This window comes from Thermodesulfobacterium hydrogeniphilum, assembly GCF_000746255.1.
GTDB classification, from domain to species: Bacteria; Desulfobacterota; Thermodesulfobacteria; order Thermodesulfobacteriales; family Thermodesulfobacteriaceae; genus Thermodesulfobacterium; species Thermodesulfobacterium hydrogeniphilum.
The window spans coordinates 54,931-70,257 of sequence record NZ_JQKW01000011.1 but is presented as its reverse complement, the minus strand read 5'-3'; the positions used below and the strand labels follow the sequence as shown (position 1 = coordinate 70,257).

Here is a 15,327-nt window from a genome sequence, read left to right as displayed (position 1 = left end):
GATGGGAAGGCATCATTTTCACAAGCTGATAACCCTTAATGCTGCTCTTGATATACTTAATAAAGAATTTGAAAAAAGGTGCAAGTTTCCTCTTGAAGGAGAATTTATAAGTGTAAAGGATTCTGTAGGTAGGATTACGGCAGAACCTGTCTTTGCAAGGCTTTCTTCTCCTTATTTCCATTCTGCAGCTATGGATGGATATGCAGTGAGATCAAAGGATACATTTTCAGCTACTGAAAAAGATCCTGTGAGACTAAAAATAGGAGAGGAAGCTATCTGGATTGAAACAGGCGATCCTCTTCCCGAAAACTTTGATGCTGTAATTCCTGTTGAAGAAGTAAATATAAAAAATGGATATATAGAAATTTATAAATCCTATCCTCCTTATCACGATGTCCGGCCTATAGGGGAAGATATTGTGGCTACAGAAATGATAATTCCTGAGAATTATTTTATAAAACCTGTTGAAATCGGAGCTATTCTTGCAAGTGGTATCACAGAAATAAAAGTTAGAAAAAAACCTTTAATAGGAATTATTCCTACAGGGTCGGAATTAATAGAACCAGAAAAATTAAAAAAATTTACTTTAAAACCACCATATCTTATAGAATACAATTCTGCAGTGCTTTCTAATCTTATAAGAGAAGATGGAGGAGAACCTAAGGTTTATTCTATTTCTAAGGATGAAGAAAATGATATAAAAAATAATCTTCTAAAGGCTTTGGAAGAATGTGATATGGTTCTTTTAAATGCAGGTTCAGGTTATGGGAAAGAGGATTTTACTTACTATATTATAAACCAACTTGGTGAAGTTATTATCAATGGTGTGGCTATTAAACCAGGAAAACCTTTTATAGCTGGATTTATAAATAACAAACCTGTTTTAGGTATTCCAGGATACCCTGTTTCAGCTATATTCTGTTATTATTTATTTGTAAGACCTCTTTTGGAGCTTTTTTTGGGAACAAAACTTCCCAAAGAAGAAAGAATCCAAGCTATTCTTTCAAGACAAATTTCATCAGCTATAGGTGTAGATGAATTTATAAGAGTAAAAGTCGGTAAAGTGGGTAATAAGTATATAGTTTCTCCTATGGGAAGAGGAGCAGGTCTTCTCATGTCTGTAGTAAGAGCAGATGGTTATATAGTTATACCTGCTGGTTCTGAAGGATATTCTCCTGGCCAAAATGTAGAGGTTTATTTATGGAGAACTAAAGAAGAGATAGATAATACCATTGTTTGTATAGGAAGCCATGATAATACCTTGGATATTCTTTATAATTTTCTTAGAAAAAAATATCCTCATGTGAGTCTTTCTTCTGCACATGTAGGTTCTATGGGAGGGTTAATTGCTATTAAAAAAAGAGAGGCTCATATAGCTGGCACTCATCTTTTAGATGAAATAACAGGAGAATATAATATACCCTTTATAAAAAAACTTTTACCAGAAAAAAAAGTAGTTTTGATAAACTTAGTTTATAGAACACAGGGATTTATTATTAAAAAAGGTAATCCCAAAAATATTAAAAGTTTTGAAGACCTTATTAGAAAAGATGTAATTTTTATAAACAGACAGTCAGGTTCAGGAACAAGACTTCTTCTTGATAAACATTTAAGAGAACTTGGGATAGACCCTATTAAAATAAAAGGCTATGAAAATGAAGAATATACCCACATGGGAGTTGCTCAGGCAGTGCTAAGCGGCAGAGCAGATGTGGGATTAGGTATATATGCTGCAGCAAAAGCACTTGGTCTGGATTTTATTCCTCTTACAGAAGAGAGATATGACATTCTCATTCCTAAGGAATTTTTAGATCTTGAAATTATAAAAGCTTTTCTTGATATTATAAGAAATGATAATGATTTTAGAAATATGGTTATAAAATTAGGAGGATATGATATAAGAGATATGGGAAAAGTAGTATATGAAAACTGAGAAAAAGGAGGATAAAAGGTGGATGTGTCTTTCTGGAATCGGGAAATAGAGACATTACCAGAAAAGGAGCTAAAAAAACTTCAACTTGAAAGATTAAAAAGAGTGGTGGAAGTTGTTTATAATAAAGTGCCTCACTATCGTAAAAAATTTGAAGAAGCAGGAGTAAAACCTTCAGATATTAAAACCTTAGAAGATATTGTAAAACTACCCTTTACTACAAAAGAGGATCTTTTTGTGGATTATCCTTATGGACTTTTAGCTGTTCCAAAAGAAGAGGTGATAAGGCTTCACACCTCCAGTGGAACTACAGGTAAACCTAAAGCCATATTTTTTACAAAAAAAGATATAGATTTTGGTGCAGAACTTATTGCCAGATGTTTGGTAATGTCAGGAACTACTAAAGGAGATGTTTTGCAAAATTCCATGACCTATGGACTTTTTACAGGTGCTTTTATAATGCATTATGGAGCTGAAAAAGTAGGAGTCATGGTTATTCCTGCAGGGCCTGGAAATACAGAAAGACAAATAGAATTAATGAAAACTTTTGGAACTACTTGTTTTCACATGACACCAAGTTATGCCCTTTATGTAGCTTCTGTAATTCTGGAAAAAGGCATAGATCCAAGAAAAGATTTAAAAATAAAAAGAGCCTATTTAGGAGCTGAACCTTATTCTGAAGAAACAAGAAAAAAAATAGAAGATATGCTTGGGATAGATGTCTATAATTGTTATGGACTTTCTGAAATGGGAGGTCCTGGTGTTGGATTTGAATGTGTTTATAAAAATGGACTTCATATTTGGGAAGATGCCTTCTTGGCAGAAATTATAAATCCACAAACAGGAGAACCTGTAAAAGAAGGAGAAATAGGAGAGCTGATTTTAACTTCTCTTAATAGAGAAGCTATGCCTCTTATAAGATATAGAACCAGAGATCTCACTTATTTTATAAACGAACCTTGTCCTTGCGGAAGAATTCATAGAAGAATTTCAAGAATTCTCGGAAGAAGCGATGATATGTTTATAGTTAGAGGAGTAAATATTTTTCCACAACAAATAGAAGCTGTGCTTATGAGTATAAAAGGAGTAGCTCAGAATTATCAAATTGTGCTTGAAAATTATGATGAAATGATTGTAAAAGTAGAAATAGATAGAGATTTCTTTGATGGTAGAGTAGAAAGGCTTTTAAAGCTTAGAGAAGAAATTATAGAAAAATTAAGAAAGACAATTTTGGTAAGACCAAAGGTTGAATTATTAGAACCCGGCACCTTACCAGTAAGTGAAGGAAAAGCGAAAAGAGTAATAGATAAAAGGACTTTATAGGAGGCATAAAATGCATAAAGTAGAAATTATTTCTATATTTGTAGAGAATAAGCCAGGTAAATTAGAAAAAATAACCAAAATTTTGGCTGATAGCCAAATAAATATTCTGGGTTTTTCTATTACCAGTGTTAAAGATTTTGGAGTAATTAAAATTTTTGTAGATAAAACTCAAGAAGCCTATCAGCTTTTTAAAGAAAAGGGATTTGCTGTAGCTATAACTCCTGCTATAGGAATTGAAATAGTAGATAAACCAGGGGGGCTTCATGAAGTAGTTAAATTTATTTCTTCAAAAGGAGTAAATATAGAAAATGCTTTAGTTTATGTTCCAGAAAGTAGAAAAAAAGCCTTCTTTATTTTTGAGGTTGATAATTTTGAAGAATCTCTTGGAGCCTTAAAAAATAATGGATATAATCTTCTTACTAAGGATTATATAAAGTAAAGGAGGAAGTTTTTATGTTTTGGAATAAAGAAATTGAATGTATGGATGAAGAAAAGTTAAGAGAGCTTCAATTAAAAAAATTAAAAGAAGTAGTTAAAAGAGTTTATGAAAGAGTTCCTTTTTATAAAAAGAAATTTGATGAAAAGGGGATAAAACCAGAAGATATTAAAACCTTAGATGATATAAAATATTTGCCTTTTACAAGTAAAATGGATATGAGAGAAGCCTATCCTTTTGGGCTATTTGCAGAGCCTTTAAGTGAAATAGTAGAAGTTCACACCTCTAGTGGAACCACAGGTAAGCCTGTTGTAGCAGGTTATACCAGAAAGGATATAGAACTTTGGGCAGAACTGATAGCTCGTTCTCTTACAATGATAGGAGTTACTAAAGATGATATTATTCAAATTGCTTATGGTTATGGATTATTCACAGGTGGACTTGGATTTCATTACGGAGCTCAAAAAATAGGTGCAACAGTAGTTCCTGCCTCTGCAGGAAATACCAGAAGACAAATTGAACTTATGAAAGACTTTGGAACTACAGTAATTGCCTGCACTCCTTCTTATGCTCTTTATTTAGCAGAATATGCCAAAGAAGAGATGGGGATTGATCCTTCAGCTTTGAAACTTAAGAAAGGAAGTTTTGGTGCTGAGATGTGGACTGAAGAAATGAGAAAAGAAATTGAAAAAAGATTTGGAATAGAGGCGTATAATGTTTATGGACTTACCGAAATAATTGGTCCAGGAGTTGCTCATGAATGTCCTGCTAAAAATGGATTGCACATCTGGGAGGATCATTTCTTAGTAGAAATTATTGATCCTGAGACAGGAGAAACTCTGCCCGAAGGTCAGGAAGGAGAACTTGTAATAACAAGTCTCTCTCGTGAAGGAATGCCGATGATACGTTTTAGAACCAGAGATATAACTACTCTTCATAGAGAGAAATGCGACTGTGGAAGAACTTTGGCCAGAATAGAAAGAATTAAAGGAAGAAGTGATGATATGATAAAAGTAAGAGGTGTAATGATTTTTCCTTATCAGATTGAACAGGCTATTCTTGAAGTGCAGGGAGTAGAGCCTCATTATCAAATAGTGCTTACCAGACCTCATTATTTGGATGAAATAGAAGTTCAGGTAGAAATGTCAAAAGAGGTTTTTTCTGATGATGTAAAAACTATAGAAAATCTTCGTAAAAAATTGGAAAAAAGAGTAGAAGAAGCTGTAGGAGTAAGAGTAAAGGTTACATTGGTTGAGCCTAAAAGTATTCCAAGAAGTGAAGGAAAGGCTAAAAGAATTATAGATAAGAGAAATTTAAAATAGGAGGCTAAGTTATGAAAATAAAACAAATTTCTGTATTTTTAGAAAATAAAAAGGGAAGGCTTTATGAAGCTTTAAAAGCTGTAGCAGATAAAAATATAAATATAAGGGCTCTTTCTATAGCTGATACCTCTGAATTTGGTATTTTAAGAATGATCGTTAATAATCCTGAGGAAGCTAAAAAAGCTTTGGAGGAAAATGGATTTACTACAAAAATAACCAATGTTATAGCTGTTGGTGTAAAAGACGAACCAGGTGGTTTGGCAGAAATATTAAAATATTTATATGATGCTGATATAAATGTAGAATATATTTATGCCTTTGTAGAAAAATCCAAGGAAAAAGCAGTGGTAGTTTTAAAAACAAATAATCTTGATAAAAGTATTTCCATTTTACAAGAAAAAGGTGTCCATCTTTTAAGCTGGGATGATATTTTAAAGCTCTAAGTAACAAGATCTTGTAGAGTTATCTCAAAAGTATGTGTTAACAATTTTTTAACTTTTTTTAAAAATTCATTAAGTTCTGAAGAGCGAGCTTGTAATAAAGTTTTTAATTCTATAATATCAGTTATTTTAATTTTATCTAAGGGTTTTGCTAAAAATATGTTATCTTCTTTTATGACGATAAAACCCTGAGATTCCAATTCCTGCAGGCTTGATTCTACTAACATAGGTGAAATATCTAAAATTTTTGAAAGTTCATAGATATTTAAATTTTTACCTTCAGAGAAATTTTTGCCAATTATATACATTATGTAAAGTTTTAACCATAAATGTGGTAATTCAAAGTGAATTTTTTTCCAGGCTTTTTGTTCTAAAAATACAATTAATTCAGCACCTAAAAGAAAAATAGACCAGTTTATAAAAATCCAGATAAGAAAAAGTGGAATAGCAGCTAAGGATCCATAAATTTTAGAATAGTTTACAGCATATTTAATATAAATAGAATATATATAAGAAGAAAAGATCCAAAGACCTGTTGAAAATATAGCTCCTATTAAAGCTTCTTTTTTAGGTACATCTTTAGCAGGGAAATAGATATACATTAAAAAAAAGAAAAGAAATATAAGAAAAAATATTAAACTTGAGAAATTAGATATATAAGAATGAAAGGAAAGAGGCATTAAAAAGATTAAAGGAGTAAGGGTAATAAATAACCAAAAAAAAGTCAATCTTTGAACAAAAGTTCTTCTTTTTGAGCTTTCAAAAATTTTGTTCAAAACATCTTCTATTTGAAAAAGCAAACCACTACCCATTAAAAAATAGGTTACAATACTAAATTTACCTAAGGGAAATTTCTCCAAACCTTTTAAAATTTGAAAAATAACTTTAATCACTTTTTGAGTAGCCTCAGGTGTTAAATATTTAGCTACTTCTAAAATTATCTGATTAACTAAGGTTTGTTGAGGCACAAAAATACGAGCTAAAGAAATTATAAGACCAAGGATAGGAATAATAGTAAGTAAAGTATTAAAAGTTAAAGCTTGAGCATACACTGGAATTTCATCTTTATTAATTTTTTTGAAAAATGGTAAAACAACTGTTTTAAGATATTTAAAAAATTGAAAATTCATAACTTTAACATTTTAATATATAATTATTAAAACACCAAGTTTAATTATTATTTTAAAGTTTTTTTAATATTACAATTAAGAATTTAAGATGTTATTATTTTTATTTTTAGCACTTTGCAAAGTTCTAAAAATTTTTCAAGCCATTTTTGATATTTTTCATTTCCTGATTTTGCTTCTTTTTCTGCAATTTTGAAAATTTTCTTTGCGATATAAAAACATTCATTTTGGATTTTCCATAGATTAGGCTCAATAGAAATTTCTTTTAACAAATCCAAAATAGCTATTAAGTCTTGCATGTTTTGAAGATCTTCAGGTTTGTTATATAATTCTTCTGCTCTTTTTTCAAGAAAAGAAGTAGCATGAAACTCTATACCTTCTTTCTGTAATCTTATTTTCCATCTTTTAGCATCTTTAACCAGTTTTTCTAAATTTTCTATATTTATTTTTTCTTTTTTAAACATATCTTTTAATTCTTCATTTACTACAAGCTCTGCTACTACAAACATAGGAGCTGGTAAAGGAACATCCAAAGTTCTTAAAAAATTCATAATATTATATTGTTCTTCATATATATCTCTAAATATATTTTTTATTTCTTTTATAACAAACTTCAAAGCTTGTTTTAAAATTTTTCTTTGTTCATCTTTAAATAAATGTCTCAATGTATAAATCTCAGGACTAAAATATTTATTAATAGTTTTTAAAGTTTCTGTCATATCTCCTGTCTCAAAAGCATTTTTTATTTCTAAAAACATGTTTTGAAAGATTTGGTCATCTTTATATGAGCTAACTCCTACACAGCTATTATGATCTCCAAAATGTAAAGCAGCAAAATCAACTATTTCCTCATCCAGAGTAATATTAGAAGTTATTTTAACTCTTCCTATAGCTAATCCAAACTTTCCAGCCTCAAATTTTTCATACATTTTCTTTTCTATGGTATAACAAAATATTTGAGTTTTAGGGGTATAATCTCTAAATAAAGAAGATATAGCATAATGCACACCTACTTTTTGTAATTTCACTATACTTGGTTTTACAAATAACTTATAAACCTTGGCTCCATTTTCAAATTTGGGTATATTACTGAGAGCATCTTTCAAAATATCAAGATATTTTTCTTCTAAAGAAATTCCTGTTATCTCTTCAGCAAGTTGCATAGCTCTTGCAGCATATTTCATAATTTGAATAGATTCTATACCTGAGATATCATCAAAATACCATCCACAACTGGTATACATTAAAAGTGCATTTCTTTGCATTTCTAAAAGTTTTAAAGCCTCTCTTTTTTCTTCCAAACTAAGTTCTTTTATTGCATATGTTTTAAAAAATTTTTCTGTTCTACTTCTATCAAGAATTACTTCTATATATTCATTTTTTACTTTCCAGGGATCAGCAAAATACTTACTGGCTTTTTCTTCATAAATAGATATAAGTTGATCTCTTAACCAATCCATGGCTTCTCTTAAGGGTTTTCTCCAAGATTGATTCCATTGAGGATGCTTTCCAGTATTACATCCACAATCATTTTTCCATCTTTCTACTCCATGAATACAACTCCAAGAGGTATTTTCTCTGATTTCCACTTCATAAATCGGTGGATATTTCATCAAATACTCTGCATAATTGGTTATCTCAGCTAAATGATTAGTTTCTATATAATAAAGACAATAAGATAAAGCCATATCTCCGAATCTATAATAATGTCCATAAGTTTCTCCATCAGTAGCAATATTAACTATTTGAGGAATTGTTTTATCATTTTTTAAATTAAAGATTAATTCTTTTGCAAAAGTTTCTCCATTTACTAATAACCTTCCAAAAGCAACTTTATGAGAGACCTTACCGTTATAGAAGAAGATATTTATATTTCTTCCAGAGGGAAGCTTGCACAAATAAGACTTGGTTGTGTCTATATTTTTTTCATTTACTTCTATCCAATCTTTACTTTCTATTTTTTTAACTCTTTTAGCCTGATGAGGAGCAAGAATAGTAAATTTGATGCCGTATTTAGCAAGTATTTCCAAAGTTTCATAATCTACTGCTGTTTCAGGGAGCCACATACCCTCAGGATATCTTTCAAATCTGCTGGTAAAATCTCTTATACCCCAATAAATTTGGGTTTTCTTATCCTGAGTATTAGCTAAGGGTAAAATTATATGATTATAAGCCTGAGCTATAGCAGATCCATGTCCTGAAAATCTCTTAGCACTAAGTCTATCTGCTTCTAAAATTTTTTTGTAAACCTCTGGTTTATTTTCTTTTAGCCAGATAAGAAGTGTTGGACCAAAATTAAAACTTATTTTGGAGTAATTATTTATTATATCAACTATAAATCCATAAGGATTAAGAATTCTTGAAGCAGTATTAGGAGCGTAACATTCAGCAGTTATTCTCTCATTCCAATCATGATAAGGATAAGCTGTATCTTCTAATTCTACACTCTCTAACCAGGGATTTTCTCTTGGAGGTTGGTAAAAATGTCCATGGATACATATATATCTCATTTTAAAAAACCTAACGTTCAAAAATCAAAACATACTCATGAAGTTTTTCTATAAGTTCAGAAGAAAAATAATTTTTACTCATTTTCCATTCCCAATTACCAAAAGGTTTAGCAGGAGTGTTTATAATAGCTTCTTCTCCAAGAGAAAGGATATCCTGCATAGGTATAATAACAAAAGCTGATCTTGACATATAAGCTAACCTTATCATTTCCCAACTTATTTCTCTTTCTTTTATTTTTTTTCCCAGATATTTAAAAATTTTTTCTTTGTATTTTTTATCCAGTTTTTTAAACCAAGCTTTTACAGGAGGTAGATCATGAGTTGATGTGTATATTACAGAATTCCTTTCACAATTATGAAGGAGATAAGGGCTTTTAGATTTATAAAAAGCAAACTCAAGAACTTTCATTCCAGGAAAATCGAATTTATTTTTAATGTATTTTACATCTTCGGTTATTTCTCCAAGATCCTCAACAATAAAACCTGCTGAGGGAAATGTTTTTAGTATTCTCTCAAAAAACTCCTCAGCAGGCGCCTTTATCCATTTACCATTAACTGCTGTTTTTTCTCCCGCAGGAATTTCCCAATAAGCTATAAATCCTCTAAAATGATCTAATCTAATGAAATCAAAAAGTTTTAGATTGTGTTCAATTCTTTTTATCCACCATTCAAAAGATGTTTCTTTTAATTTTCTCCAATTATAGACAGGATTACCCCATAATTGTCCAGTTTTACTGAAATAATCAGGAGGCACTCCTGCTACAGTACAAGGCTTAAGTTCTTTATCAAGTTTGAAAATTTTTGGATTCTTCCAAACTTCAAAACTTTCATAAGCTGGATAAATAGGCAAATCACCTATTATATGAATACCTTTAGAATTGGCATAATTTTTAAGAGCAAACCATTGTTTAAAAAAAATGAATTGAATAAATTTAATAAACCCTATTTCTTCTTTTAATTTTTCTTTAGCAGATTTAATAGCTGAAGATTTTCTTTTTTTTAAATCTTCATCCCATTCTTTCCATTCTTTATCTGTTTTTAACCTAAGAGCTTCAAAAAAAGCATAATCTTCAAGCCAATCTTTGTTCTCCTGACAAAATTTTTCATATTCCCAATCAGGTTTAAATCTATTATAAGCTTTCCTTAAAAGCATTTCTTTGAATTTATAGATCTTTTTATATTCTATTTTTTCCTTTGGAAAAGAAGGAATATCTTTAAGCTCTTCTTTATTTAATAACCCTTCTTGATGAAGCTTTTCCGGGTTTATTAAGATATAATTTCCTGCATAAAGAGATAAAGCATGATAAGGAGAATTTCCAAATTTTTCAGAGGTGGGATTGATAGGAAGAATTTGCCAGATACTTTGTCCGCTATTTTTAAGGAAATCAACAAAATTATAAGCTTCCTCTCCAAAGTCTCCTATTCCAAAAGATGAGGGTAAAGAACTTATAGAAAGAAATATCCCTGCTTTTCTAACTTTAAGTCCTGAGCTCATTTGTATTATATCCAACTAAATTAATTTATTTTATTAAAAAATATTTTATCTTTAATTAAAAATTTTGCAACTTTTAAATTTTTTTAAAAAGAACTGAAAAAGAAGCTTTATTAAAGTTGTTATAGAGTTTAAAGATTCAATTACTATTTTTCTTTAAAATTTCATTTAAAGCTTCTAAAATCTGAGGACTTAAACTTTTAAAATGAATATCTCTTTGAGGAAATGGAATTTCTATACCAGCTTCTACTAAAGCTTTGTAAATAGCATAATAATATTCACTTTTAATGCCTATTAAAGCTTTTCGTACTTGACTTTGACGAATCCATACAACTAATTCAAAATTTAAAGAATTATCCCCAAATTCAGTAAACCTTACTTGGGTAATATGTTCAGAATCTTCACTTGTAAAGGGTACTTTTTTAGCTGCTTCTAAAACTACATCTCTTACTTTTTCGGGGTTACTTCCGTAAGCTACACCAAAAGGGACGTGAATTCTTCTCCAATCATCCTCATAAGTCCAGGTAGAAATGCGTTTTGTTATAAATTCAGAATTAGGAACAATTACATCCTTTCCATCAAAGGTGCGAATTATAGTGGAACGCATAGCAATCTTTTTTACCACTCCTAAGACACCATCTTCAAGCTCCACCAAATCACCAACTTTAAGACTTCCTTCTAAAAGCAAAATTATCCCTGAAATAAAGTTACTAAAAATAGATTGAAGACCAAATCCAATACCTACTCCAAGAGCACCTAAGAGAAATCCTATTTGAGTGAGATTAATCCCTACTGTAGAAAGAGCAACTATAAATAAAATTACCAAAAGTGAATAATAAAAAATAGTTACAATTGTATTTATAGTATGTTCTGGAAGAGGTAGTTTATTTGAAAAAAATTTTTTAATTCGACGGTTAAGAAATTTTAAAATAAAAATTCCGATAGATATAATAAGAAGGAATTTTAAAATAGAAAAAATGCTTACAGAAACTCCACCTATTTTAAGTAAAGGGTAAAAAATAATTTTTTTTAAAAATTTTAATAATTCATATTTCATAAATTCTCCCTTTTAATTAAGTCTCTCAAAGACTCTTCCAGATAAGGAAATTTAAAATTAAACCCCAGACTTAAAAGACCCTTGGGATAAGCTTTAATACTTGCAATAGCAAGCTGAGAAACCTCTCCCAGAATAAATTTTAAGATTAAATCAGGAATTTTTAAAAAAGCAGGTCTTTTCAAGATTTTAGCCAAGATTTTTGTAAACTCTTTATTAGTTACAGGATTTGGAGAGACAAGGTTATAAATGCCTTCATAAGGTTTTTGTATTAAAAAATGAATTGCTTGCACAAGATCTTCAATATGAATCCAGGGAAACCACTGCTTTCCATTTCCTATGGTTCCTCCTAATCCTAATTTAAAAATAGGTAATATTCTTGCAAACATACCTCCTTTTCCAAGGACAACACCAATTCTAAGAATAATTACTTTTAAATCTTTTTCTTTGCCAGCAAAAGCTTTTTTCTCCCATTCTATACAGACTTTAGAAAGAAAATCATTTCCTGGCTTGCTTTCTTCTGTAACAAGTTCTTCCCCTTTATTTCCATAATATCCAACTGCAGAAGCATTAACAAGAATAGCTCCGGATTTTAAAGCAAAAACAATATTTTCTGTAGATTTTATTCTACTTTCTAAAATTAGCTCTTTGTATTTTTTTGTCCATCTACCGAAAATATTCTGTCCTACAAGATTTATAGCTATATCAACCTTTTTAGCTATTTCACTCCAATCTTTTAATTGCAGAGGATTTCCTTTTATTATTTTTATTTTTGAAGAAAATTTTTTTGCTTTTCCTGGATTTCTTGTAAGAAGATAAATTTCATAACCTGATTTTGAAAGATAAGGTATTAAGTAACTCCCAATAAATCCTGTTCCTCCAAGAACTAAAACTTTTTTCATAAGCATTTGATTTAACTTGACTTATAAGTTTAAAATTTTACAATAATTTTAAATAAAGGAAATAACTAAAAGGAGAAATAAGATGAAAAAAATAGTTTTATTGGCTATAATTTTATTATTTGGATTTTATCAAAATTCTAAAGCTATACCTTCATCTTGTGAGGATTGTCACAAAAAAGTTACTCCTCAAATTGTAAAAGATTTTAATAGAAGCAAGATGTCTAAAGTGCTTACTTGTAAGGTCTGTCATGGAGAAAAGCATACAAATATGAATGATGCTCAAAAAGCTAAACTTCCTGCTATTAGTACTTGCAAACAATGTCATCCTCAGCAAGCCAATCAATATCTTTCAGGCAAACATGCTTTGGGTCTTTTAGCAATCATAGCTTTTCCTGAATTTGCTCATAAACAACCTGAAGCATTTATTGCAGGTCAAAAGGGATGTAACGGTTGTCATAATCTTGGGATAGTGGACGATAAAATAAGAGATAGCGTGAAATATAGAAAATATTATAAATATGGAATGGATTGTCAAAATTGTCATACAAGACATGCCTTTTCTGTAGAGGAAGCAAAACAACCAGAAGCCTGTAATAGTTGTCATACAGGTTTTGATCATGCTCAATGGGAAATGTGGTTTCATTCCAAACATGGTTCTGCATATTTAACCAATAGAAAAGCTCATAGGGGACCTACTTGTCAAGATTGTCATATGCCTGATGGAAATCATAAAGTAATAACTGCCTGGGGATTTTTGGCTTTGAGATTACCTGAGCCTGATAAAGAGTGGCTTAACTATAGAATAACTATTCTTAAAGCTCTGGGGGTGTTAAATCCTGATGGGAAACCCACTAAAAGATTGGAATTAGTAAAAGCAGCTAATCTTGCCAGATTAGATGAAAAATCCTGGAAGGAAGAAAGAGCAAAAATGATAAATATTTGTAAGAAATGTCACTCTGAAAGTTTTGCCAGAGAAAATTTAAAAAATGCTGATCTTATGATTAAAGCTGCGGATAAAATTTTTGCAGAGGCTATTAATATTGTAAAAGATTTATATAAAGATGGAATTATTCCTAAGAAGCCTGATCAAGTTACCTGGCCCTATCCTGATTTACTCAATTTTTACGAAGTAGATACACCCATAGAAGAAATGCTTTATGAAATGTTTATGGATTACAGAATGAAAACTTATCAAGCAGCTTTTCATATTATGCCGGATTATACTACCTGGTATGGATATGCTAAAATGAAAGAAACTTTAGTAGAAATTAAAAAAGAAGCTGAAAGAATGAGAAGAGAGCAAAATAATATATAAAATCCTTTTAAACAGTTGAAAATCTTTAATATATGTTTTATTTTAATTTGCGTAAATCCTTATATCAATGATTTTATATAGAATAAAACTTTGTCAAAAGAGGAGGCTTATATGAAAGTAAGTCCTTATATTTTTAGAGAATATGATATCAGAGGAAAAGTGGGAGAGGATTTTACAGAGGATGTGGTAAGAGAAATAGGTAAAGCCTATGGAACTATGGTAAAAAGAAAGGGAGGTAAAAAAGTAACCTGTGGAAGAGATGGAAGACTCTCTTCTCCATTCTTACAAAATGCTCTTATAGAGGGAATACTTTCTACTGGTGTAGATGTAATAAATATCGGAATTTGTCCAACTCCTGTGATGTATTTTTCTTTATTTAATTTAGAAGGTATTGATGGTGGTATTCAGGTTACAGGTTCTCATAATCCCCCAGAATTTAATGGTCTTAAAATTTGCATAGGCAAAGATACTCTTTTCGGTCCCCAAATTCAGGAAATAAGAAAACTTATAGAAAATCAAGATTTTGAGAAAGGTATAGGCAAAGTAGAAGAAAAAGAGATTTTAGAAAATTATATAAATTATGTCTGTAATAATGTAAAGCTTGAAAGACCACTTAAAGTGGTGCTTGATCCTGGAAATGGGGTTTGTGCTCTTACTGCTCCTAAAATTTTTAAAAATTTAGGTTGCCAAATTGAATGTTTGTTCTGTGAAGTTGATGGGAATTTCTCTAATCATTTCCCAGACCCTGTGGTTCCTGATAACTTAAAATGGCTTAAAGAAACAGTTATATCTAAAGGTTATGATGTAGGATTTGGATATGATGGAGATGGAGATAGAATCGGGGTAATAGATGAAAATGGAAATATTATCTGGGGAGACCAGCTTTTATTAATTTTTGCTAAGGATTTAATAAAAAAACATCCCGGAGCTAAAATTATAGGTGAGGTAAAATGTTCTCGTGTGCTTTATGAAACTGTGGCTAAATTTGGTGGCACACCTATTATGTGGAAAACAGGACATTCTTTAATTAAAAACAAAATGAAGGAAGAAAAAGCTTTGCTTGCAGGAGAAATGAGTGGACATATCTTTTTTGCAGATAAATGGTTTGGATTTGATGATGGAGTTTATGCTTCTGTAAGACTTGCTGAAATTTTATCTCAAAATAATATTCCTCTTTCAGAATACTTAAAAGATCTTCCAAAGATGTATTCCACTCCTGAGATTAGGAAAGAATGCCCTGATGAAATCAAATTTAAAGTAGTAACAAAATTGGTGGAAAAATTTAAAAAGGAAGGTTTAAATGTAATAGATGTGGATGGAGCAAGAATTGAATTTAAGGAAGGCTGGGCTTTGGTAAGAGCTTCTAATACTCAGCCTGTTTTAGTTTTGAGATTTGAAGCAGAAACAGAAGAATTTTTACAAAAATTGCAAGATAAAGTGTATAAAGCTTTAGAAGAAGTTTTAAAAGAATTTTAA

Annotated in this window: 12 protein-coding genes; 7 read left to right on the top strand and 5 right to left on the bottom strand. The window is 30.3% G+C overall.

Features of this window, described 5'->3' with window-relative positions:
• Position 1 precedes the first annotated feature (1 nt).
• The 5 genes from CC87_RS06620 to CC87_RS06600 are packed head-to-tail and all read left to right on the top strand — an operon-like array spanning position 2 to position 5,454.
• The gene (locus tag CC87_RS06620) at positions 2–1,933 is read left to right on the top strand and encodes a molybdopterin biosynthesis protein (protein ID WP_038057413.1); all 1,932 of its coding nucleotides are present in this window, start codon (positions 2–4) and stop codon (positions 1,931–1,933) included.
• Between the two features lie 24 nt (positions 1,934–1,957).
• Complete coding sequence (locus CC87_RS06615; RefSeq protein ID WP_051920708.1) at positions 1,958–3,253, top strand: phenylacetate--CoA ligase family protein; 1,296 nt, start codon at positions 1,958–1,960, stop codon at positions 3,251–3,253.
• Positions 3,254–3,263: 10 nt separating this feature from the next.
• Positions 3,264–3,692, top strand: a complete 429-nt coding sequence (locus CC87_RS06610) for an ACT domain-containing protein (RefSeq protein WP_038057409.1) — start codon at positions 3,264–3,266, stop codon at positions 3,690–3,692.
• A gap of 14 nt (positions 3,693–3,706) precedes the next feature.
• The gene (locus CC87_RS06605; protein ID WP_038057407.1) at positions 3,707–5,011 is read left to right on the top strand and encodes a phenylacetate--CoA ligase family protein; all 1,305 of its coding nucleotides are present in this window, start codon (positions 3,707–3,709) and stop codon (positions 5,009–5,011) included.
• Positions 5,012–5,022: 11 nt separating this feature from the next.
• On the top strand, positions 5,023–5,454 hold the full coding sequence (locus tag CC87_RS06600; protein WP_038057405.1) for an ACT domain-containing protein: 432 nt from the start codon (positions 5,023–5,025) through the stop codon (positions 5,452–5,454).
• Here the strand turns inward: CC87_RS06600 and CC87_RS06595 are convergent.
• The 5 genes from CC87_RS06595 to CC87_RS06575 form a co-directional block, all read right to left on the bottom strand.
• Positions 5,451–6,581 carry a YihY/virulence factor BrkB family protein gene (locus CC87_RS06595; protein WP_038057403.1) on the bottom strand — a complete coding sequence of 377 codons (1,131 nt, stop codon included), beginning with the start codon at positions 6,579–6,581 and terminating at the stop codon, positions 5,451–5,453. The genes CC87_RS06600 and CC87_RS06595 overlap by 4 nt on opposite strands.
• Positions 6,582–6,664: 83 nt before the next feature.
• Complete coding sequence (locus CC87_RS06590; protein WP_038057401.1) at positions 6,665–9,088, bottom strand: DUF3536 domain-containing protein; 2,424 nt, start codon at positions 9,086–9,088, stop codon at positions 6,665–6,667.
• 10 nt (positions 9,089–9,098) lie between these two features.
• A complete protein-coding gene (gene malQ / locus CC87_RS06585) occupies positions 9,099–10,583 on the bottom strand; it encodes a 4-alpha-glucanotransferase (RefSeq protein ID WP_038057400.1) in 1,485 nt (494 codons plus the stop codon).
• Between the two features lie 136 nt (positions 10,584–10,719).
• Positions 10,720–11,637 carry a mechanosensitive ion channel family protein gene (locus tag CC87_RS06580; protein ID WP_038057398.1) on the bottom strand — a complete coding sequence of 306 codons (918 nt, stop codon included), beginning with the start codon at positions 11,635–11,637 and terminating at the stop codon, positions 10,720–10,722.
• On the bottom strand, positions 11,634–12,542 hold the full coding sequence (locus CC87_RS06575; RefSeq protein ID WP_051920685.1) for a TIGR01777 family oxidoreductase: 909 nt from the start codon (positions 12,540–12,542) through the stop codon (positions 11,634–11,636). The genes CC87_RS06580 and CC87_RS06575 overlap by 4 nt, the downstream gene beginning before the upstream one ends.
• 76 nt (positions 12,543–12,618) lie before the next feature.
• Between CC87_RS06575 and CC87_RS06570 the strand changes: the two genes are divergently transcribed.
• Positions 12,619–13,851 carry a multiheme c-type cytochrome gene (locus tag CC87_RS06570; RefSeq protein ID WP_038057396.1) on the top strand — a complete coding sequence of 411 codons (1,233 nt, stop codon included), beginning with the start codon at positions 12,619–12,621 and terminating at the stop codon, positions 13,849–13,851.
• 111 nt (positions 13,852–13,962) lie between these two features.
• Positions 13,963–15,327: a phosphomannomutase/phosphoglucomutase gene (locus CC87_RS06565; RefSeq protein ID WP_038057394.1), complete on the top strand. Its 1,365-nt coding sequence runs from the start codon at positions 13,963–13,965 to the stop codon at positions 15,325–15,327.